The organism is Enterobacter sp. Ap-867 (assembly GCF_011752855.1).
Lineage (GTDB): Bacteria > Pseudomonadota > Gammaproteobacteria > Enterobacterales > Enterobacteriaceae > Cedecea.
This window is the reverse complement of record NZ_VWWS01000002.1, coordinates 426,428-448,993: the sequence shown is the minus strand read 5'-3', so window position 1 is coordinate 448,993 and position 22,566 is coordinate 426,428. Positions and strand designations below refer to the sequence as shown.

The window sequence follows — 22,566 nt, the reverse complement described above, 5'->3', positions numbered from 1 at the left end:
CACTATACGGAAAGCGCAATCTTTCGTCGACAGCAGGCGATGGGCGTAACGAGAATTTTTTTTATTCTGCTGCGGCCATCGCGCCCTGATTTTCAACTGCGGGATATGGAACAAGGGGTTAGCGTTAACCCCCGCTCACTATAAGGAAAAGTAAATATTTTTCAGCAAGTTCACTCTGCTGGCCTGACCGGGGGTTCATCGGAAAGTTTACCGCTGTGAAGACCCTCTTTTGTTCCCTGCCAGCCATCACGTTGGATAACGTGCAGGTGCGCACGATCCTCGTTAATAACCTCTGTCAGCATCGCGCTGTTGCGCTTAAAGACATCCGCGCGCTCGGCGGTCTTATCATCAGTCGGCACCATTTCTTCAAGCATTTGCAGGTTAAAACGGCGGAAGTGGTCGGCCCGCTCGCGCGCTTCGTATTTGCCGACGCCCAATCCCTCCAGCGCACGACGGCCAATCTTCAGCGAGCTTTCGAACGTTTCACGTTCCGGCATCTCGACTCCCGCCTGGCGCAGGCGGATGTAGTGATTAATATCGCGCGCGCGGGCAAGGATCTGCAGATGCGGGAAGTGCTCCTTCGCCAGTTCAGTGAGCTGCATGCTGGCTTCAGGATCGTCGATGGCGTTAATCAGCACTTCAGCGCCTGCGGCCCCGGCTGACTCAAGCAGGTCAACGCGGGTGGCGTCCCCATAAAAGACCTTGGTGCCAAATTTTCGCAGCGTCTCTATATGGTCAGGATCGTGATCCAGAATAACCACGTTCACTCCGCTGCTCAGTAACAGACGACCGGCAATCTGCCCAAAGCGTCCGAAGCCCGCGATGATAACCCGGGGCTGCTCTTCATCAATTTCGTCGGCCTCTCCGGCCTGCTCGCTGCCCGTTTTCTCGAGCCTGTTCAGCAGCACCAGCAACAGAGGCGTGGCCGCCATGGATAGCGCCACGGCAAGCGTCAGCGACTTCGACCAGTCGTCGTCCAGCACCTGAGCCATATGAGCCGCGCCGAAGATAACAAAAGCAAATTCACTTCCCTGCCCCAGCAAAACGGCAAACCAGCGTCGCTGCTTACGCGGCACTTTTAAAGGCTTAGCGATCAGCCAGAGCACCAGCGTTTTGATGACCAGGAAACCGACCAGCAGGACGAGAATACGCAGCGGGTTGTCGAGCAAAGTCCCGAAGTCGATAGACATCCCAACCCCGATAAAGAACAGCCCCAGCAGCAGGCCCTTGAACGGCTCAATATCGCTTTCCAGCGCGTGACGATATTCGGAGCTGGCTAACAGCACCCCGGCAAGAAACGCCCCCATCGCCATCGAAAGCCCGGCCTCTTCAAGCAGCAGGCCAAAGCCAAACACCAGGAATAGCGCCACGGCGCTGAACACTTCACGTAACCCCGAGCGCGCCACAAATCGCAGCACTGGCCGGGTGACATAGCGCCCAAGCAGTACAACCAGAGCCAGCGCCGCCGCTACCTTAAGCGCGGAAATTAAAAACGTCGCAAAGGTCATCGTCCCGCCGCTGCTCGCCAGCAGCGGGATCATTGCCACCAGAGGGATCGCCGCGATATCCTGGAACAGCAGCACGGCAAACGCGCCTCGCCCCATCGGCGTGACGGTCAGGTTGCGTTCGTTCATCGCCTGCATAGCAATCGCGGTGGATGAGAGCGCCAGCGTCAGGCCAATAAGCAAGGCGATCTTCCAGTTGAGCCCCATCACGATACAAAATGCGCCGAGCGCCAGCCCGCAGGCCGCCATTTGCAGAAAACCGCCGCCAAACACCGAGGCGCGAAGCGTCCATAGCCGCTGAGGATCAAGCTCAAGCCCGATAACAAAGAGCATCAGCACCACGCCAATTTCAGCAAAGTGCAGAATAGTTTCGGCGTCGGTAACCAGACCCAGCCCCCATGGCCCAATAATGCAGCCGGCAATCAGGTAGCCCAGAACGGAACCTAATCCGAGCCGCACGGCGATAGGCACGATCAGCGCGGCAGAACCAAGGTAAATCAATGCCTGAATTAAGCTGTGGCTATCCACGATGAGCCTCCTGCCAGTCAATTAAGCGTTGCTTATAGTTATCCGCCTGGCGGGCAAGCGTCAATTCATCGCAAACAAAGGTGAAATGAATCGCGAAGACCGGCAGCCACCGCATTCCGCAGTAGAGCGCCGTGGCCTGCAGAGGCTGGGCGAGAACGTCAAATCCAGGGTGATCGCCCAGTTCAAAATGTTTTTCGCTGCCGCCGGTTGTCACGGCCCACATCACTTCTTTACCGTGCAGGGCATTCCCGCCTTTGCCGTATGCCCAGCCGTGCGAAAGCACTTTGTCTATCCACAATTTCATCAGCGGCGGCATGCTGTACCACTGCATCGGATGCTGCCAGATAACCAAATCAGCGCGGCTTAACGCCTGCTGCTCAGCGGCAATGTCGATATTAAAGTCGGGATAAAGTTCATAGAGGGAGCGAATCTCTACCCCCGGAAGCGCTTTGGCTCGATCGAGCATTTGCCGGTTGGCATGGGAATGCTGGGGATAGGGATGCGCATAAATTATAAGAATCATTGTTAAGCCTGTCTTCACTACTGCCTGTAATGACAGTGAGTTTAGTCAGTTAATCGACAGGCTAACAGTCAATATTGCTGAGCGTGTTGTTGGATATTTCTTAACTAGTTATCCAGCTCGCTCATCTCTTTCACCTGATCGCGGTTGATCTGCTCGGTTTTACCCGTTTCGGCATTTTTGTATGACACCAGGCCCGTGTCTTTATCAACCTGCGGTTTGCCGTCGGTGACGATCGTTTTGCCATCACTGGTTTTAACTGCCTGATTGGACGAGCAGCCCGCCACGATCAGCAGCGCTGCGGCAGTGAAGAGGGAAGCAAGTAAAGTTCGTTTCTGCATGGTGTTCTCCCAGCGTGTTTAGTCATTTTCAGTTGTGTGCTGGTTAACTGTAGACTATCTCGCTGGGTATAAAGTAAAACGGCCTCTTTTCAGAGGCCGTTGGCGTTATTTTCGGAACATTCTTTCAGGACAAGAAAGCTTAACCCTTAATTTGGGCATGCATTTCCTGCACCGAAATCACCTTCTCGGTAGCATCGGCATTCAGCGCCATCGCCGTGGCGAAACCCCCGTTCAGCGTGGTGTCATAATGCACTTTGTACTGCAGTGCGCTGCGGCGAATCAGCTTGGAGTCTTCAATCGCCTGGCGGCCCGCGGTGGTGTTGATAATGTAGGTGTATTCGCCATTCTTGATACGGTCCTGAATGTGCGGACGCCCTTCATGCACCTTGTTCACCAGGCGTGGGTTAATACCCGCTTCGCCCAGCACAATCGCTGTACCGTGGGTCGCATCCAGCTCGAAGCCCTGTTTCAGCAGCTTCGCGGCCAGGTCAACTACGCGCTCTTTGTCACCTTCACGCACGGAGAGAAGCGCGCGGCCTGGCTTACGCATGGTGGACTGGCTGCCCAGCATCGCTTTAGAGAAAGCTTCTGCGAAAGTACGCCCCACGCCCATCACTTCCCCGGTAGAGCGCATTTCTGGCCCTAACAGCGGGTCAACGCCCGGGAATTTGTTGAACGGCAGCACCACTTCTTTCACCGAGTAATAAGGCGGGATGATTTCTTTGGTGACGCCCTGCTCAACCAGCGTTTTGCCTGCCATAACGCGAGCGGCAACTTTTGCCAGCGGCACGCCCGTCGCTTTAGAAACGAACGGCACGGTACGCGCGGCACGTGGGTTCACTTCAATCAGGTAAACTTCGTTGTCCTTCACCGCAAACTGCACGTTCATCAGGCCACGCACCTGGAGCTCAAAGGCCAGTTTCTGCACCTGCTGGCGCATCACATCCTGAATTTCCTGGCTCAAAGTGTAAGCCGGCAGAGAACATGCCGAGTCACCGGAGTGAACGCCCGCCTGCTCGATGTGTTCCATGATGCCGCCAATCAGCACGGTTTCACCGTCGCAAATGGCATCCACGTCCACTTCGACCGCATCGTCAAGGAAGCGGTCAAGCAGCACCGGCGCGTCGTTGGAAACGCTAACCGCGGTCTGGAAGTAACGGCGAAGGTCTGCTTCGTCGTAGACGATTTCCATCGCGCGGCCGCCCAGCACATAGGAAGGGCGAACCACCAGCGGATAACCAATCTGGACGGCTTTCTCTACCGCCTGCTCGATAGCCGTTACGGTGGCGTTAGCAGGCTGTTTCAGCTTCAGGCGCTCAACGGCGTGCTGGAAACGCTCACGGTCTTCTGCACGGTCGATAGCATCCGGGCTGGTACCGATAACCGGCACACCAGCCGCTTCCAGCGCACGAGCCAGTTTCAGCGGAGTCTGGCCGCCGTACTGTACGATGACACCTTTTGGTTTCTCAACGCGGACGATTTCCAGCACGTCTTCAAAGGTGACAGGCTCAAAGTAGAGGCGGTCGGAGGTGTCGTAGTCGGTAGACACGGTTTCCGGGTTACAGTTAACCATAATGGTTTCGTAACCATCTTCACGCAGCGCCAGCGAGGCGTGTACGCAGCAATAGTCGAACTCGATGCCCTGACCGATACGGTTTGGTCCGCCGCCCAGCACCATGATTTTGTCACGGTCATGGTTCGGGTTCGCTTCACACTCTTCTTCATACGTGGAGTACATATAAGCGGTGTCGGTAGCGAATTCTGCCGCACAGGTGTCTACGCGTTTGTAGACAGGGTGCAGGTTATATTGCTCGCGCAGTTTGCGAATTTCAGCTTCACGCACGCCAGCCAGTTTAGCCAGGCGTGCATCCGCAAAACCTTTGCGCTTCAGCATACGCAGGAAGTCATGGTTCAGGCCGGTGATGCCCACTTCAGCCACCTGCTCTTCCAGACGCACCAGCTCTTCAATCTGCACCAGGAACCAGCGGTCGATGTTGGTCAGATTGAACACGCCATCTACGGACAGGCCCGCGCGGAATGCGTCAGCCACATACCAAATACGCTCTGCGCCAGCGTCTTTCAGCTCGCGGCGGATTTTGGTCAGCGCTTCCGGGTCATCCAGGCTGACTTTCGGGTCAAAGCCGGTAGCGCCCACTTCCAGGCCACGCAGCGCTTTCTGCAGTGATTCCTGCTGAGTACGACCGATAGCCATGACTTCACCCACGGATTTCATCTGGGTGGTCAGACGGTCATTTGCGCCAGCAAATTTCTCGAAGTTAAAGCGAGGAATTTTCGTCACAACATAGTCGATGGACGGTTCGAAGGATGCCGGAGTACGGCCACCTGTGATGTCGTTCATCAGCTCATCAAGGGTGTAACCGACTGCCAGCTTCGCGGCAACTTTAGCAATCGGGAAGCCCGTAGCTTTAGACGCCAGCGCTGAAGAACGGGACACACGCGGGTTCATCTCGATAATAATCAGGCGGCCCGTTTTTGGGTTCACGGAGAACTGAACGTTTGAGCCGCCGGTTTCCACGCCGATTTCACGCAGTACCGCCATCGAGGCGTTACGCATGATTTGGTATTCTTTATCGGTCAGCGTTTGCGCTGGTGCCACGGTGATGGAGTCCCCGGTATGAATCCCCATCGGGTCGAAGTTTTCGATAGAGCAGACGATGATGCAGTTGTCGTTCTTATCACGCACCACTTCCATCTCGTACTCTTTCCAGCCAATCAGCGACTCATCAATCAGCAGCTCTTTGGTTGGGGAAAGATCCAGGCCGCGCTCGCAAATCTCTTCAAACTCTTCGCGGTTATAGGCGATGCCGCCGCCGGTGCCGCCCATGGTAAAGGATGGACGAATGATGCACGGATAACCCACGTCTGCCGCAACCGCCAGCGCTTCTTCCATATTGTGCGCGATACCGGAACGAGCGGTGTCGAGACCGATTTTTTTCATCGCAATGTCGAAGCGACGACGGTCTTCAGCCTTGTCGATAGCATCGGCGGTAGCGCCGATCATGGTGACGCCGAACTCTTCCAGTACGCCCTGACGCTCAAGCTCCAGCGCGCAGTTCAGCGCGGTCTGGCCGCCCATGGTTGGCAGCACCGCATCCGGACGCTCTTTTTCGATGATTTTGCGTACCACTTCCCAGTGAATTGGTTCGATGTAGGTTGCATCCGCCATTTCCGGGTCGGTCATGATGGTGGCCGGGTTGGAGTTCACCAGAATAACGCGGTAACCCTCTTCACGCAGCGCTTTACAAGCCTGCGCGCCAGAGTAGTCAAACTCACAGGCCTGGCCGATAACAATCGGGCCCGCACCGAGGATCAGGATGCTTTTTATATCTGTACGTTTTGGCATGGTCTTCTCGGCTCCTGATTATTTAGCGGTAGAACGGTATTGCTTAATCAAATCGATAAAGTGGTCAAACAGCGGTGCAGCGTCGTGCGGCCCCGGGCTCGCCTCAGGGTGCCCCTGGAAGCTGAACGCGGCTTTATCGGTACGATGAATCCCCTGCAGGGTGCCATCGAACAGTGATTTGTGGGTTACGCGCAGGTTAGCAGGCAGCGTGGCCTCATCAACCGCGAAACCGTGGTTCTGCGCGGTGATCATCACGCAGTCTTTATCCAGGTCTTTTACCGGGTGGTTGCCGCCGTGGTGACCAAACTTCATTTTTACGGTGTTGGCACCGCTGGCCAGCGCCAACAGCTGGTGACCAAGGCAGATGCCAAAGACAGGAATGTCTGTCTCCAGGAAGGATTTGATTGCGCTGATGGCGTAGTCGCAAGGTGCCGGGTCGCCAGGGCCGTTAGAAAGGAAGATGCCATCCGGGTTCATCTTCAGCACCTCTTCCGCTGGTGTTTGAGCAGGCACCACCGTCAGGCGGCAGCCTCTGTCCACCAACATACGCAGAATGTTGCGTTTCGCGCCGTAGTCATAAGCCACTACGTGGAAAGGTAACTCTTCGGTTTTTGCCGCTTCTGGCAGGTCGCCTTCCAGCGTCCAGCTCCCCTGCTGCCAGGTGTAAGCTTCTTTCGTGGTGACTTCTTTAGCGAGATCCATGCCGTTCAGGCCAGGGAATGCTTTCGCTTTTTCCAGCGCCAGGGCCGCGTCTACGTTATCGCCCGCGATGATGCAGCCGTTCTGGGCACCTTTTTCACGCAGCAGGCGGGTCAGCTTACGGGTATCAATATCGGCAATCGCCACGATGTTATGGCGCTTAAGGTAAGAAGAAAGGTCTTCCTGACTTCTGAAGTTGCTGGCAATCAGCGGCAGGTCACGAATGACGAGGCCTTGCGCATGAACCTGGGAGGATTCTTCGTCGGCTTCATTGGTGCCGACATTACCGATATGAGGATAAGTAAGAGTGACGATCTGGCGGGAGTAGGAAGGATCAGTGAGGATTTCTTGATAACCGGTCAATGAGGTATTGAAAACGACTTCACCCACTGCCGTACCCGATGCCCCAATGGCCCGACCGTGGAATTGGGTTCCGTCTTCCAGAACCAACAGCGCTGACTTAATCAAAACGTCCTCCAGGGAATAAACATTCAATTTATTCGCATATTAATTCAAAACTAACGCCTGAATCAAATGCAAAAAGCGTCTGCCCTACGGATTTTTGGCAAACGGCGGCATTCTAGAGACAAGCCGGGTAAAAGTCTACCTCAAGGCGAAGTTTTTATGTCTCTTTTGCCGCTCAGAGTAAAAATATCTGATTTGAAGGTCAAAATAGCCAACTAACCTGGGGAAAGTAATCGGTTGCTGACCATGAATACTGGGAAAGTGGAGAGAGAGCAGTGAAAAAGTGGACCAAGTGGTCAAAATTAACATTACAACAACACAAAAACAGAGGATAGGAACCAATTTAATGGATTACATAGATAAATTAATATCAAACATTTAAAAAAACAAAAGGGTGAAATTAATCACCCTAAAATCAATCAATTGAAAACATAAAACCACATTTATAAGGATGCGTTTAACTAAAGATTATTGAGATCTAGCACATCTCGCATATCAAAAATACCGTTCTTTTTACCTTTAAGCCATGAAGCTGAACGAACTGCCCCATTAGCAAACGTCATACGGCTGGAAGCCTTGTGGGTAATCTCAACCCGCTCGCCAATATCTGCAAACATCGCGGTATGCTCCCCGACGATATCGCCCGCACGCACGGTGGCAAAACCGATAGTGCCAGGCACACGTTCACCGGTATGGCCTTCGCGGGTATAAACTGCACAATCTTTAAGATCTTTGTCCATCGCCTGAGCAATCGCTTCACCCATCGCCAACGCGGTGCCTGACGGGGCATCCACCTTGTAGCGGTGGTGCGCTTCGATGATTTCGATATCGGTGTAATCGCCCATGACTTTTGCCGCTTTCTCCAGCAGCTTCAGCATGACATTCACGCCCACGCTAAAGTTTGCCGCGAAAACAATCGGGATCTCACGCGCCGCATCGTTAATGGCCTGCTTGCCGGCCTCATCAAAACCCGTCGTGCCGATGACCATGCCTTTGCCATGCTTGAGGCAAAATGCCAGGTGAGCCAGCGTTCCCTCAGGGCGAGTAAAATCAATAAAAACGTCGAAATCGTTAGCGACAGCATCCAGGTTATCGCTTACCAGTACCCCTGTTTTTGCCACGCCGGCCAGCTCACCCGCATCGCTACCGACCAGGGAAGAACCCGGACGCTCAAGCGCCGCCCCGAGCTGAACGCCATCCAGTTGTAAAGCCGCCTGAATTAACTGGCGCCCCATACGGCCGCCCGCGCCCGCGATGGCTACGCGAATCTGTGCATCATGCATATCATTACTCTTTGGTTAAATAATTCGTAAAAACGTTATCAGGTTAACCAGCCCTCTAGCAGGCCGCCAGCCGAAAACACCCATAATTAGAATTTACTGTCATGGCCCGGCAGTTATCAATAACGCAGATAATTCCCCTGCTTTTAATGGGATAATTATTCACGGTGCCAACGCCAGAACTTCAGCAACCCACGCCTGAAAACCTGGGATATCAATATCCAGCGCAACCTGTGCATTGGCCGGACGTTCGAGACGATGTTCGAGATCCACCACTGTCGTTCCGCTGGTATAAGTACCGTGCGTTTCTACCGCGACAAAGCAGGGGAATGTGTGGAACAGCTCGGGCTTCACCAGCCACGCAATGGCGGTCAAATCATGCATTCGCAGCCCGGTATCCATGCTGCCGCTGCGGTAATGACTGAATAGCGCATGCAGCATCTTCCCGGTGCGATTTAAGGCTGGCAGCTGAGCCAGAAATTCAGGCGCAAGCATTGCACGATTTGTCACATCCAGCCCACACATGACGATATCCAGCCCGCTGTCAAAGACGCGTGCTGCCGCCTCGGGATCAATGGCCATATTAAATTCAGCCGTCGGCGTAAAGTTGCCCCGCCCCGCAGAGCCCCCCATCATGACCACGCGTTTAATACGCGTCTTACATTCAGGGTACTGCGTCAGCAGCATGGCAACGTTAGTCAGTGGACCAATGGTAACCAGAGTCACCGGCTCATCGCTGCTTTTCAGACAATCGTACATGGCCTGGAATGCGGGAATTGGCAGTTCACGACGAGATGTTTCGGTGAAGACATACCCTTCCATCCCCGACTCGCCGTGCACGTAAGCTGCATCCCGCAGCGGGCGCAGCAGCGGGACAGAAGCCCCTTTCGCCACGGGCGTCTCTTTCTGCCAAAACTCCAGCAGTTGAAGGGCATTACGCGTGGTTTTGTCCACCGAGACATTTCCAGCCACGGTGGTGATGAGTTTCAAATCTAGCTGGGGTGCAAATAAAGCCGCGGCAAGGGCAACCGCATCGTCGATACCGGGGTCAGTATCAAGAATAATCGGGGTTCTGGTCATGCTGTTCTCCATAAAAAATGCCAGCGGGCATACACCAGCTGGCATCTTCTCATAAACGGAAACCTGCGACGTTAATCCACTTCACGGATGTCCACGCGCAGTTCACGCGGCACTTCAAAGACGATATTCTCTTCGCGCCCTGTCAGCTCCTTAGCTTCGCTCCCGCCAAGTTCGCGCAGGCGAGCAATGACGTTTTGCACCAATACATCAGGCGCAGAGGCCCCGGCGGTAACACCGACGCAATTCACGTCTTTTAGCCAGGACTCCTGAATATCAGAAGCATCATCAATAAGCCAGGCGGCTTTCCCCATCCGCTGCGCCAGTTCGGCAAGACGGTTGGAGTTCGAGGAGTTTTTGGAGCCTACCACCAGCACAACATCAGCTTCCGTGGCCAGCGCCCGAACCGCTTCCTGACGGTTGGTCGTGGCATAACAAATGTCGTCTTTACGCGGGCCGATAATTTTCGGGAAACGCTGACGCAGGGCGTCAATCACATCCGAGGTATCGTCGACGGAAAGCGTAGTTTGGGTCATAAACGACAGATTGCTTTCGTCTTTGACTTCAAGCGTCCAGACATCGTCCGGTGACTCCACCAGGTACATGCCCCCTTTCGGGTTGCTGTACTGGCCCATGGTACCTTCCACTTCCGGGTGGCCAGCATGGCCAATCAGAATAGACTCTTCACCACGGCGGCTGGCACGAGCCACTTCCATATGCACTTTAGTCACTAACGGACAGGTGGCATCGAAAACTGTCAGCTCACGGCTCTTCGCTTCGTTACGCACCGCCTGAGAAACACCGTGCGCGGAGAAAATCAGGATAGCGCCGTCCGGCACTTCGCTAATTTGCTCGATAAAAATCGCTCCGCGCTCGCGCAGGCTGTCCACCACATAGCGGTTATGCACCACTTCATGACGAACGTAGATAGGCGCGCCGTAAATCTGCAGCGCATTTTCCACAATGCTGATAGCGCGGTCGACCCCAGCGCAAAAGCCTCTGGGATTAGCCAACAGGATCTGCATTCAACGCCTCCAGGACCGGATCAACTTCCAGCACTTCAATATCAAAATGGATAGTCTGCCCGGCCAGCGGATGGTTAAAGTCTACGGTGATAGAATCACCGTTAACTTCACGCACCACGCCCGGCATTTCGCTGCCATCCATTGCGGTAAAGAGCATGATAGCGCCCGGCTCCGGTTCGCCCGCTTCGACAAACTCACGGCGCGAGAAGTACTGGATCATATCCGGGCTTGGAATGCCAAAAGCTGCTTCTGGCGCCAGCGAGAACGCTTTTTTGTCGCCAGCTTTCAGGCCAACCAGTTGGTCTTCCAGGCCCGGCGACAATGTTTCATCCCCAAGGCGAAATAGCGCAGGCTTGCCGTTAGCGCGAGTTGACTCCGCGGTGGAGCCATCCTCAAGCTTAAGCGTAAAGTGCACCAGCACCGCGCTGTTGGTTTGTACGGACTCAGCCATGGATTACCCTTTTTGCTTCGCGGGCTTGTCGGAGGAAACAAAGAATCCCTCCAGCACAATCAGCGCCGCACCGATACAAATTGCGGTATCGGCCAGATTGAAGGTGGCAAAATGCCAGTCACCAACGTAGAAATCGATCATGTCGACGACAAAACCGTGCCACAGGCGATCGAACAGATTCCCGAGCGCACCGCCAATGATTAACGCATAGGCGATGTTATTCAGTTTCTGGCTGGCTTTAGCGCGATACATCATCCACACCAATGCCACACAGATACCGATAGCGATACCCGCGAAGAACCAGCGCTGCCAGCCGCCTTTGTCGGCCAGGAAGCTAAACGCCGCGCCATAGTTACGCGCATAGTGCAAATTCAGGGACGGGAACAGGGATACCGTATCCCCCAGCATGAAATGCTGGAGGATCAGATATTTACTGCCCAGGTCCACAATCAGCACTACCACCACCAGCCACAGCCAGCGCAATCCGGTAGAGAAAATGGGTTTCATCAAGCAAACTTACGTTGTTCGCCGTCACCGGCTACGTTGCTGACACAGCGGCCGCAGATTTCTGCGTGTTCCGCTACCTGACCGATATCGGTGGTGTAATGCCAGCAGCGCGGGCACTTCTCACCGTCGGCTTTACGCAGAGCTACTTTCAGCCCTTTGAGGATTTCGCTCTGCTGAGCGTCTTCACTCGCCTGCGCATAATCGGCAACCGCAGCCCCGGAGGTCAACAGGACAAATCGTAATTCGTCGCTCAGGCTGTTCAGCCTGGCCGCCAGCTCTGCGTCAGCGTACAGCGTCACTGCCGCTTCCAGAGAACCACCGATGCGCTTATCAGCACGAGCCTGCTCGATAACCTTGTTCACTTCACCACGAACGGTCAGCAGCGTGTCCCAGAACTCACCGTTCATCGCTTCGCTTTCCGCCAGGCCAAACAGACCTTCGTACCATTCACCGGTGAACACATACTTCTCGCGAGAACCTGGCAGGTAGCCCCAGATTTCATCGGCGGTGAAGGACATGATCGGCGCCATCCAGCGGACCAGCGCTTCAGCAATGTGATACAGCGCGGTCTGGCAGCTGCGACGCGCCACGCTGTCCGCTTTCGCGGTGTACTGGCGGTCTTTGATGATGTCGAGGTAGAACGAGCCCATCTCCACGGAGCAGAAGCGCATCAGGCGCTGCACAACTTCGTGGAAATCGTAGTTTTCGTAAGAGGCGATGATATCCGCCTGAGCTTCTTGCGCACAGCCAACGGCCCAGCGATCCAGCACCACCATTTCTTCCGGTTTCACCATATCGGTTTCCGGATTGAAGCCGTTCAGGTTGGCCAGCAGGAAGCGGGCGGTGTTACGGATACGGCGGTAAGCGTCAGCGGAGCGTTTCAGGATCTCGTCGGAAACGGCCATTTCGCCAGTGTAATCGGTAGATGCCACCCACAGACGCAGAATGTCCGCGCCGAGTTTGTTCATCACGTCCTGTGGGCTAACGGTGTTGCCGATAGATTTGGACATCTTGCGGCCCTGACCATCCACGGTAAAGCCGTGGGTCAGTACCTGACGGTAAGGCGCTTTGCCTTTCATCGCCGTGGAAATCATCAGGGAGGACATGAACCAGCCGCGATGCTGATCCGAGCCTTCCAGGTACATATCCGCCGCGTGGCCGTGGAATTCTGGACGCACGTCAACAACGGAAGAGTGAGTAGATCCTGAATCGAACCAAACGTCCAGGGTATCCGGCACTTTAACGTAGTTGTCTGCGTCATCCCCCATGATGTCGCGCGGATCGAGATCCCACCACGCCTGGATGCCATCTTGCTCAACGCGCTTAGCGACTTCTTCCATCAGCTCGAGCGAACGTGGGTGCAGTTCTTCGGTATCTTTGTGCACGAACAGTGACATCGGCACGCCCCAGGTACGCTGACGCGAGATACACCAGTCAGGGCGATTTGCCACCATGGATTCGATACGCGCCTGGCCCCAGTCAGGGATCCACTGCACGCCTTTGATCTCTTTCAGGGACTGCGCGCGCAGGCCTTTCTGATCCATGCTGATAAACCACTGTGGCGTTGCACGGAAGATGATCGGCGTTTTGTGGCGCCAGCAGTGTGGGTAGCTGTGCAGCAGTTTTTCAACGTGCAGCAGAGCGCCTTTGTCACGCAGGATGTTAACGATCAGGTCGTTCGCTTTGAACACCTGAACACCGTCCAGACCTTCATAGGTCCCTGGCAGATAGCTCCCGTCCGGGCCAACCGGGTTCGCGATTTCCAGGCCGTATTTCTGGCTGATGGTGTAGTCGTCCGGGCCGTGACCACCGGCGGTGTGAACCGCACCGGTACCCGCGTCCAGGGTAACGTGCTCGCCCAGAATAGCCGGGACGTCAAAGCCCATGAACGGGTGCTTAAAGCGCAGCAGCTCAAGCTCAGCGCCTTTCACGGTACCGAGAACCTGGTAATCAGTTACGCCAGCACGCTTCAGCACGCTTTCCAGCAGGTCTTTCGCCACGATCAGCGCCTGGCCTTCAATCTGCACCAGCACGTAATCGAACTCGGCGCCCAGAGAGATAGCGCGGTTAGCTGGCAGCGTCCACGGCGTTGTGGTCCAGATAAGCAGAGAGACCGGGCCATTAACGGCAGAAGCACCAAACTTAGCTTTCACCGCATCGGCATCAACGGCATTGAACGTTACGTCAATGGACGGGGATGTTTTGTCGTAATACTCAACTTCGGCCTCCGCCAGCGCAGAACGGCAGTCCACGCACCAGTGAACCGGCTTAGCACCTTTGTGCAGGTGGCCATTGCCGATGATTTTGCCCAGCGCACGAATGATGTTGGCTTCAGTATTGAAGTCCATGGTCAGATAAGGACGCGACCAGTCGCCCAGCACGCCCAGACGGATGAAGTCTTCGCGCTGACCGTTAACCTGATTAGCGGCGTATTCGCGGCATTTTGCACGGAATTCTGCTGCGGTGAATTTCTCGCCCGGCTTGCCAAATTCCTGCTCAACCTTAAGCTCGATTGGCAGACCGTGACAGTCCCAGCCCGGCACGTACGGCGAGTCGAAGCCGGAAAGCCCTTTAGATTTGATAATAATATCTTTCAGAATCTTGTTAACTGAGTGACCAATGTGAATGCTACCGTTCGCATAAGGAGGGCCATCATGCAAAATAAAGGTTTTTTTGCCTTTTTTCGCATTACGGATGATGCCGTACAGATCGTCATCATTCCAACGCGCCAGCATACCCGGTTCGCGCTTGGCTAAGTCGCCGCGCATCGGGAACCCTGTTTCAGGCAAATTTAGGGTAGATTTAAAGTCACTCATTAGATTCTCGGTTCCGTATTTCGGTTAGCCTTTCAGGCATTTGACTCAAAAAATTCTCGGGCTGACACCACATCTCTGGCGATTTGCGCCTTCAGCTCATCGAGTGAAGCAAATCGCTGCTCATTACGTATCTTTTTACGCAGCACTACTTCTATATGGCGACCATAAAGGTCCATTACAACGTCCAGTAAATGGACTTCAAGCTGCTGGCGTATTCCCGCCACCGTAGGGCGAGTACCGATGTTTGCCACGCCGGCAATCGGCTTTTCACCAAGGCCTGAGACTTCCACCGCATAAACCCCTTTTACCGGGGAAACGTGGCGACGCAGCGGCAGGTTTGCCGTCGGGAAGCCAATAGTACGGCCCAGTTCATCCCCATGCACAACGCGGCCGGAGATCATAAATGGATGCCCTAACAGGTTTTCTGCCTGCTGCAGGTCATCATCGGCCAGCGCCTGGCGCACCGCGGTACTGCTGATACGCACCCCATCGTCACAAAACGTTTGGGTGCTGGTGATATCAAACCCGTATTCGCGGCCAGCCTTCTGTAATAACAAGAAATCCCCCTGGCGACCAGCGCCAAAGCGGAAATCATCCCCCACCGCGAGGAATTGCACCCCGAGCCGGTCAACCAGAAGGTCGCTCACAAAGTTTTGTGCGCTCAGCGCGGCGAAGCGGCGATCAAAGCGCACGCACAGCACGTAGTCCACGCCACACTCGGCCAGGTAGCGCAGCTTTTCTCGCAGGCGAGTCAACCGGGCAGGGGCTTTTTCCGGTGCAAACAATTCGAGCGGCTGAGGCTCAAAAATCATGACCATTACCGGAAGGTTGCGCGCACGCCCCTCTTCGCACAGACCCTTTAATAGCGCCTGGTGGCCACGATGCACGCCGTCGAAATTACCAATGGTGAGTACACACCCGTGGTGCTCCCGGCGCAGATTATGTATACCGCGTATCAGCTTCATGGCTGGCTCAAAACAGTGGAAATTGGCGGATTATACCAACTACCGCGATTAAGGTTAACCGGCGATTAGCGCCTTTAACGTAAAGCTTGAATGAATTCATTGCACTGGGAAGGGCTTTGCGCAGACTTCGCATTTGTCTTGACGAATTTTGATGCGAAAGACTGTATTCCGAAGCCTGATGCTGGTAGAATCCGCGCCATCACACGTAAGAGGTGTCGGAAATTTAACGACGCTTATTTGCACAAATCCATTGACAAAAGAAGGCTAACGGGGCATATTCCTCGGCCTTTGAATTGTCCACATAGATCATATTTGGGAGTTGGACCTTGGCTAATATCAAATCAGCTAAGAAACGTGCCGTACAGTCTGAAAAGGCTCGTAAGCACAACGCAAGCCGTCGCTCTATGATGCGTACTTTCATCAAGAAAGTATACGCAGCGATTGAAACTGGCGATAAAGCTGCTGCACAGAAAGCATTTAACGAAATGCAACCAATCGTGGACCGTCAGGCTGCTAAAGGTCTGATCCACAAAAACAAAGCTGCGCGTCATAAAGCAAACCTGACTGCGCAAATCAACAAACTGGCTTAATCGCCTTTTTGCTGTGAGCTTTGATAAAAAAACCGGCTAACGCCGGTTTTTTTATGCCTGTCATTCAGTCAACTTTAAACAGCGCGGAGTAATCCTTGCTGCAGATGCGCTGCACCGCAGGATGCTGAATCATGCGTTCGGCAAAAATGGCATGGTACTCCTCCAGCACGTTATCCATTCTACCTATCTCGACGATATCGTCATCGCTATAGATATCCTGCGCATACAGCGTCGGTGCCACAAAGATAGCGTTATGTGCGGCGCCAAACGCCTTCATCAGCGCGGCATCATCAAACTCGCCCAGAATCTCAATCTTCAGTCCCTGGATGTTAATCCAGTTAAGCAGTTTGCGGCCCAGCATTGAGCGACGCCCGGGAATAAGCAGACGTCTGGTTTCCAGACAGGCGGGGAAAGGCAGTTCAGGCTTCGGTCCCTGGCACCAGAAACTGATACCGCATTCACCGAGCTTCACCGAGAACAGCCCTTCCTGCTGAGTAGAATCAATCGGGCAGTCCGAGATGATCATATCCAGCTTATGCTGGCTAAGCTGCTCCAGCAGCATTTCATGGGTTGATTCAAAACAGCGCAGGTGGATCTGCTCATCCTCGACCACGGCCGCATCCAGCACGCCGCTAACCAGACGCTTGGATAACGCATCCGCCACGCCAACATCAAATAAAATGTTAGCTTCTTTACGGTAGTTAACGATATCCAGCATTTCCTGGCTCAGGGTAAACATTCTGTCGGCGTAGCGGAACACCAGTTGCCCCAGCTCCGAAGGGACAAGTCCCCTGCCCTGACGGCGGAATAGTTTGCCCTGCAGGCGCTCTTCAAGCGCTTTGATTTGCCCGGTGATCGTTTGTGGGGTCAGGAACAATGCCTCAGCCGCACCGACAACCGACCCTTCTTTGCAAACGTGCCAGAAATAATAAAGATGATTGTAATTGATATGGGACATACCCTTCACTCCCTGAGAATTAATCCATTATCGGGTCATCTGGCGATGACCCGGCAGCCAGTAACGTCATGAAGTCGCCTTAGGCAATCGTACTTTTAGCATCATGAAGCCGACGACAGCAGAGAGTAACGACCCCAGCAAAATGCCCAGTTTTGCCCAGGTAATCAGCTCCGCGTCAACGTCGCCAAAGGCCAGTGAAGCGATGAAGATGGACATCGTAAACCCTATGCCACACAGCACGCCTACCGCCATAATATCCCTGAAGCTTGTTCCCTCTGGCAGTGAGGCAAGCTTAAACTTCAGCGCCAGCCAGCAAAACAGGCTGATACCCAGCGGCTTACCGATGAACAACCCGGCCATAATACCCAGCGGCAGAAGCGACGTTAGCCCCTGCATGGTCACTCCGCTGAGGGAAACCCCTGCATTAGCAAAAGCAAACAGCGGCAGGATCAGGAAGGCGACCCACGGATGCAGCACATGCTCCAGGTCCTGAGCTGGCGAGCGTCCCTTTTCTTCTTTCAGTGGAATGAAGAAGCCAATAATCACGCCTGCAAGCGTGGCATGCACGCCTGATTTCAGTACCGCAGTCCACAATATTACGCCCACCAGAATGTAGACTCCGGTACGACGCACGTTAAACAGGTTCAGCAATGCCAGTGCCACAATGGCCACGGCAGCGACACCTAGCGACATCACCGAAAGATCGCTGGTATAAAACAGCGCGATAATCACAATTGCGCCAAGATCATCAATAATTGCCAGCGCCATCAGGAAAACCTTCAGCGCCAGCGGGACACGGTTGCCTAGAAGCGCAAGGATCCCTAAAGCAAAGGCAATGTCGGTTGCCGCAGGTATCGCCCAGCCTTCACGGGTTACAGGATCAGCATAGTTAAAAACCAGATAAAGCAGAGCCGGTACCACCATCCCACCCAGGGCGGCAATGACCGGGAATGAAGCCTGACGGCGATCGGCCAGTGACCCGATAACCATTTCCCTCTTTACCTCAAGGCCAATCATCAGGAAGAAAATCGCCATCAAGGCATCATTCACCCACAGCAGCAGATTTTTACTGATATCCAGCGGCCCAATTCTCACTTCAACAGGTGTGGCAAGAAAAGCCTCATAGCCAGCGCTGGTCGATCCCATATTTGCCAGTAGCATTGCCAGTGCCGCAGCAACAATCAAAAAAATACCGCCAGCGGCATCATTCTGAAAGAAACGTTGCAGATTTTTAGTCATTATTTCACCCAACTCTCTAAGTAGCGTATTCATCCTGAACACTAATAGGGTAGCCAGAATAGCGACAATGACACATCGTTAAAAACAGCTTATATGGCAAAAAAAGATCGGAAAAACCGACCCATATCAAAAAGCATAAAAAAACCTGAACCGAATGAAGCAGTTCAGGTTTTTTGAAGCATACCAACAGGAAGAAATTACCGAGTTAAATCATCAAAGAATTTCTTCACCCCGTCGAAGAAGCTCTTCGAACGCGGGCTGTTATTCGCCCCGGTAGGGCCGCCGAAGCTCTCTTCTAAATCACGCAGCAGCTTTTTCTGTTTTTCGTTCAGACTAACTGGCGTCTCTACAACGACACGGCACAGCAGATCGCCCTGCGCACCGCCGCGTACGGACTTCACGCCTTTACCGCGCATTCTGAACAGCTTGCCGGTTTGCGTCTCACCCGGAACCTTCAGGTTAACTCGACCGTCCAGGGTTGGAACTTCAATTTCTCCACCCAGCGCAGCCATCGCAAAGTTGATCGGCACTTCGCAGTAGAGGTTATTGCCTTCGCGTTCGAAGATTGGGTGCTGTTTCACCTGAACCTGAACGTACAGATCGCCTGATGGCGCGCCGTGTTCGCCCGCTTCGCCTTCGCCAGACAGACGAATACGGTCTCCGGTATCCACGCCTGCCGGGATTTTCACCGACAGCGTTTTGGTTTTCTCTACGCGGCCGTGACCGTGGCAGCTGTTGCACGGATCTTTAATGATAGTGCCGCGGCCCTGACAGTGCGGGCAGCTTTGCTGTACGGTAAAGAAGCCCTGGCGCATCTGCACCTGGCCCTGGCCGTGACAGGTTGGACAGGTCTGCGGGGAAGATCCTTTCTTCGCGCCGCTGCCGTGGCAAACTTCGCACTCTTCGAGCGTCGGGATACGGATCTCTTTGGTGACGCCACGAACCGCTTCCTCAAGCGTTAAGTCCATGTTGTAGCGCAGGTCTGCACCGCGGGACGCACGCTGGCGGCGTCCGCCACCAAAAATGTCGCCGAATACGTCGCCAAAGATATCGCTGAAGTCGGCACCGCCGCCACCAAAGCCGCCGCCGCCGCCCATACCACCTTGTTCAAACGCAGCGTGACCGTACTGATCGTAGGCCGCACGTTTTTGGTCATCGGTCAGGATTTCGTAGGCTTCTTTGATCTCTTTGAACTTCGCCTCGGCCTCTTTATCGCCCTGGTTACGGTCCGGATGGAACTTCATCGCCAGGCGCTTGTAAGCCTTTTTGATTTCACGCTCTTCCGCTGACTTCGGAACGCCTAAAACCTCGTAATAGTCTCTCTTCGCCATCTCTTTTTTCTGCCCTTAACATACGAGCACGGGCGTGGAGTAAACTCCGCGCCCGTGCCGGTTAATTACCCTGCATCAGGGCGATTATTTTTTATCTTTAACTTCTTCGAACTCGGCATCAACAACATCGTCGTCTTTGCCGGCGTTGGCGTGGCCTGCATCTGCGGCATTGCCAGCCTGCTGCTCAGCGTGCTGCTGCTGAGCCAGTTCCATCAGCTTCTGGGATACTTCAGCCAGAGCCTGGATTTTAGCTTCAATGTCCGCTTTGTCTTCGCCCTTCAGGGACGCTTCCAGCGCGGTCAGCGCAGACTCGATAGCGGTTTTGTCGTCAGCCGGCAGTTTGTCGCCTGCTTCTTCAACCTGCTTACGGGTGCTGTGCAGCAGATGGTCACCCTGGTTACGGGTCTGAACCAGCTCTTCGAACTTACGGTCAGCTTCGGCGTTAGCTTCTGCATCACGAACCATTTTCTGGATTTCGTCTTCGTTCAGGCCAGAAGATGCTTTGATGGTGATCTTCTGCTCTTTACCGCTGTTTTTGTCTTTCGCGGAGACGTGCAGAATACCGTCAGCATCGATGTCGAAGGTGACTTCGATCTGTGGCATACCGCGCGGTGCCGGGCTGATACCATCCAGGTTGAACTGACCCAGTGATTTGTTATCGGATGCGCGTTTACGCTCACCCTGAATCACGTGGATGGTTACCGCAGACTGGTTGTCTTCCGCAGTAGAGAACACCTGGCTGTGCTTGGTTGGGATGGTGGTGTTTTTGCTGATGAGCGCAGTCATCACGCCACCCATAGTTTCGATACCCAGAGACAGTGGGGTAACGTCCAGCAACAGCACGTCTTTTACATCACCGGTCAGCACGCCGCCCTGAACCGCTGCACCGATAGCAACAGCTTCGTCCGGGTTAACGTCTTTACGCGGCTCTTTACCGAAGAACTCAGCAACTTTTTTCTGCACCATTGGCATACGAGTCTGACCGCCGACCAGGATAACGTCCTGGATATCGGAAACGGACAGGCCAGCATCCTGCAGGGCAACTTTCAGCGGCTCGATAGAACGATTGACCAGGTCTTCGACCAGGGATTCCAGTTTCGCACGAGTCACTTTGATGTTCATATGCTTTGGACCGGTCGCGTCTGCAGTGATGTACGGCAGGTTCACGTCGGTCTGCTGTGCAGAAGAAAGCTCGATTTTGGCTTTTTCTGCCGCTTCTTTCAGGCGCTGCATTGCCAGCGGATCGTTACGCAGGTCAATGCCCTGATCTTTCTTAAACTCGTCAACGAGGTAGTTGATCATACGGCTGTCGAAGTCTTCACCACCCAGATGGGTATCACCGTTGGTTGCCAGAACCTCGAAGGTTTTCTCGCCGTCAACTTCGTCGATTTCGATAATAGAGATATCGAAAGTACCACCACCGAGGTCGTAAACCGCGATAGTACGGTTGCCGACTTCTTTATCCAGGCCGTAAGCCAGAGCGGCAGCGGTTGGTTCGTTGATGATACGTTTCACTTCCAGACCTGCGATACGGCCAGCGTCTTTGGTTGCCTGACGCTGAGCATCGTTAAAGTATGCAGGTACGGTGATAACAGCTTCGGTTACCGGCTCACCCAGGTAATCTTCAGCGGTTTTCTTCATTTTCTTCAGCACTTCAGCAGAGATCTGCGGCGGTGCCATTTTCTGACCTTTTACGTCAATCCATGCGTCGCCGTTGTCAGCGCCGATGATTTTGTAAGGCATGATGGCTTCATCACGCTGCACTTCTTCGTCCTGGAAGCGACGGCCAATCAGGCGTTTAATCGCAAACAGAGTGTTTTGCGGGTTAGTCACTGCCTGACGTTTAGCCGGCTGACCTACCAGGATTTCGCCGTCCTGCGTGTAAGCAATGATAGAAGGCGTGGTGCGGTCGCCCTCGGCGTTCTCCAGCACACGAGCAGTTGTACCATCCATAATCGCGACACAAGAGTTAGTAGTCCCCAGGTCGATACCAATAATTTTACCCATCTAAACGTCTCCACTAAAAATTCGTCATCATGTGGTTGTGAACCTGTTATGCGGGCAAAAGCGTCTGTTTCAACTGCCCGAAGCGTTTTTTTTCAGGTCCGCCAACTGCGGTTGCATACAAGATGGGGTCGCAACGCTTGCCATCAAGGGGCAGGTGAAAAAAAATTTTCTGCTTTCCCCCCGCTCAGATCATAGACGCCGACGTGCTGCCTGATTATTATGCCGCGCCCGCAACCGGACTCCCGGCTGCGGGGCCTTAATTAACACTACATTTCAGATGAATTTTTCAGAGGAACTATGGGCAACACTAAGTTGGCTAATCCAGCTCCCCTGGGCTTAATGGGCTTCGGCATGACCACCATTTTGCTCAACCTGCATAACGCAGGTATTTTTGGTTTTGACGTTACTATCCTCGCGATGGGGATTTTCTACGGCGGTATCGCGCAAATCTTCGCGGGCCTGCTGGAGTTTAAAAAAGGGAACACTTTCGGTTTAACCGCCTTCACCTCCTACGGCTCTTTCTGGCTGACGCTGGTGGCGATTCTGCTGATGCCTAAAATGGGCCTCAGCGATGCGGCCAACGGCCACTTCCTTGGCGCGTACCTGGGTCTGTGGGGTGTCTTCACCCTGTTCATGTTCTTCGGCACCCTGAAGTCCCCACGTATGCTGCAGTTCGTGTTTGCCAGCCTGACCGTGCTGTTTGCCCTGCTGGCGATTGGCCACCTGGCAGATAACGAAGGTATGGTGAAAATCGCGGGCTGGATTGGCCTGGTGTGTGGCGCCAGCGCTATCTACCTGGCGATGGGTGAAGTGCTGAACGAGCAGTTTGGCCGCACCGTGCTGCCGATCGGCGAAAAGCACTAATCTTCCTTTAGCGGAAAACAAAACGCGGAGCCCT

At 54.1% G+C, this 22,566-nt stretch carries 18 protein-coding genes; 2 read left to right on the top strand and 16 right to left on the bottom strand.

Translation table 11 applies throughout. The features are described from left to right. Positions 1-170: 170 nt before the first annotated feature. The 12 genes from kefC to ribF form a co-directional block, all read right to left on the bottom strand. Entirely contained in the window at positions 171-2,033 is a 1,863-nt protein-coding gene (gene kefC / locus F3J26_RS09705; RefSeq protein WP_166993509.1) for a glutathione-regulated potassium-efflux system protein KefC, read from the bottom strand. Further along, positions 2,026-2,556, bottom strand: coding sequence for a glutathione-regulated potassium-efflux system oxidoreductase KefF (gene kefF, locus F3J26_RS09700; protein ID WP_166993507.1), 531 nt, complete (start codon positions 2,554-2,556; stop codon positions 2,026-2,028). The genes kefC and kefF overlap by 8 nt, the downstream gene beginning before the upstream one ends. A gap of 104 nt (positions 2,557-2,660) precedes the next feature. Further along, complete coding sequence (locus F3J26_RS09695) at positions 2,661-2,894, bottom strand: YgdI/YgdR family lipoprotein (RefSeq protein WP_166993505.1); 234 nt, start codon at positions 2,892-2,894, stop codon at positions 2,661-2,663. 139 nt (positions 2,895-3,033) lie between these two features. Beyond that, entirely contained in the window at positions 3,034-6,258 is a 3,225-nt protein-coding gene (gene carB / locus F3J26_RS09690; RefSeq protein WP_008461705.1) for a carbamoyl-phosphate synthase large subunit, read from the bottom strand. Positions 6,259-6,276: 18 nt separating this feature from the next. Continuing rightward, entirely contained in the window at positions 6,277-7,425 is a 1,149-nt protein-coding gene (gene carA, locus F3J26_RS09685) for a glutamine-hydrolyzing carbamoyl-phosphate synthase small subunit (RefSeq protein WP_166993503.1), read from the bottom strand. Between the two features lie 458 nt (positions 7,426-7,883). Next, positions 7,884-8,705 carry a 4-hydroxy-tetrahydrodipicolinate reductase gene (gene dapB / locus F3J26_RS09680; protein ID WP_166993501.1) on the bottom strand — a complete coding sequence of 274 codons (822 nt, stop codon included), beginning with the start codon at positions 8,703-8,705 and terminating at the stop codon, positions 7,884-7,886. 159 nt (positions 8,706-8,864) lie between these two features. After that, a complete protein-coding gene (rihC, locus tag F3J26_RS09675; protein ID WP_166993499.1) occupies positions 8,865-9,782 on the bottom strand; it encodes a ribonucleoside hydrolase RihC in 918 nt (305 codons plus the stop codon). 71 nt (positions 9,783-9,853) lie between these two features. Continuing rightward, positions 9,854-10,804 (bottom strand): 4-hydroxy-3-methylbut-2-enyl diphosphate reductase, encoded by a 951-nt coding sequence (ispH, locus tag F3J26_RS09670; protein ID WP_008461701.1) that lies wholly within the window; start codon positions 10,802-10,804, stop codon positions 9,854-9,856. Then, positions 10,785-11,255, bottom strand: a complete 471-nt coding sequence (gene fkpB, locus F3J26_RS09665) for an FKBP-type peptidyl-prolyl cis-trans isomerase (protein ID WP_039300323.1) — start codon at positions 11,253-11,255, stop codon at positions 10,785-10,787. Before fkpB ends, ispH begins: the two co-directional genes overlap by 20 nt. A 3-nt stretch (positions 11,256-11,258) precedes the next feature. Continuing rightward, positions 11,259-11,765: a signal peptidase II gene (gene lspA / locus F3J26_RS09660; RefSeq protein WP_039290186.1), complete on the bottom strand. Its 507-nt coding sequence runs from the start codon at positions 11,763-11,765 to the stop codon at positions 11,259-11,261. Next, on the bottom strand, positions 11,762-14,578 hold the full coding sequence (gene ileS, locus F3J26_RS09655; RefSeq protein ID WP_166993497.1) for an isoleucine--tRNA ligase: 2,817 nt from the start codon (positions 14,576-14,578) through the stop codon (positions 11,762-11,764). Before ileS ends, lspA begins: the two co-directional genes overlap by 4 nt. A 32-nt stretch (positions 14,579-14,610) precedes the next feature. Beyond that, positions 14,611-15,543 carry a bifunctional riboflavin kinase/FAD synthetase gene (gene ribF / locus F3J26_RS09650; protein WP_008461695.1) on the bottom strand — a complete coding sequence of 311 codons (933 nt, stop codon included), beginning with the start codon at positions 15,541-15,543 and terminating at the stop codon, positions 14,611-14,613. 326 nt (positions 15,544-15,869) lie between these two features. On the opposite strand from ribF, the gene rpsT reads away from it, so the two are divergent. Further along, positions 15,870-16,133: a 30S ribosomal protein S20 gene (gene rpsT / locus F3J26_RS09640; RefSeq protein ID WP_008461694.1), complete on the top strand. Its 264-nt coding sequence runs from the start codon at positions 15,870-15,872 to the stop codon at positions 16,131-16,133. Between the two features lie 64 nt (positions 16,134-16,197). On the opposite strand, the gene nhaR is transcribed toward rpsT, so the two are convergent. From nhaR to dnaK, 4 genes are all read right to left on the bottom strand, one after another. Continuing rightward, entirely contained in the window at positions 16,198-17,091 is an 894-nt protein-coding gene (gene nhaR / locus F3J26_RS09635; protein ID WP_008461693.1) for a transcriptional activator NhaR, read from the bottom strand. Positions 17,092-17,157: 66 nt separating this feature from the next. After that, a complete protein-coding gene (gene nhaA, locus F3J26_RS09630) occupies positions 17,158-18,330 on the bottom strand; it encodes a Na+/H+ antiporter NhaA (protein ID WP_008461692.1) in 1,173 nt (390 codons plus the stop codon). A 197-nt stretch (positions 18,331-18,527) separates the two neighbouring features. Beyond that, on the bottom strand, positions 18,528-19,661 hold the full coding sequence (gene dnaJ / locus F3J26_RS09625) for a molecular chaperone DnaJ (protein WP_008461691.1): 1,134 nt from the start codon (positions 19,659-19,661) through the stop codon (positions 18,528-18,530). Between the two features lie 84 nt (positions 19,662-19,745). Further along, positions 19,746-21,668 carry a molecular chaperone DnaK gene (gene dnaK / locus F3J26_RS09620; RefSeq protein WP_008461689.1) on the bottom strand — a complete coding sequence of 641 codons (1,923 nt, stop codon included), beginning with the start codon at positions 21,666-21,668 and terminating at the stop codon, positions 19,746-19,748. A gap of 297 nt (positions 21,669-21,965) precedes the next feature. Between dnaK and satP the strand changes: the two genes are divergently transcribed. Next, complete coding sequence (satP, locus tag F3J26_RS09615; RefSeq protein ID WP_166993495.1) at positions 21,966-22,532, top strand: acetate uptake transporter; 567 nt, start codon at positions 21,966-21,968, stop codon at positions 22,530-22,532. Positions 22,533-22,566 lie beyond the last annotated feature (34 nt).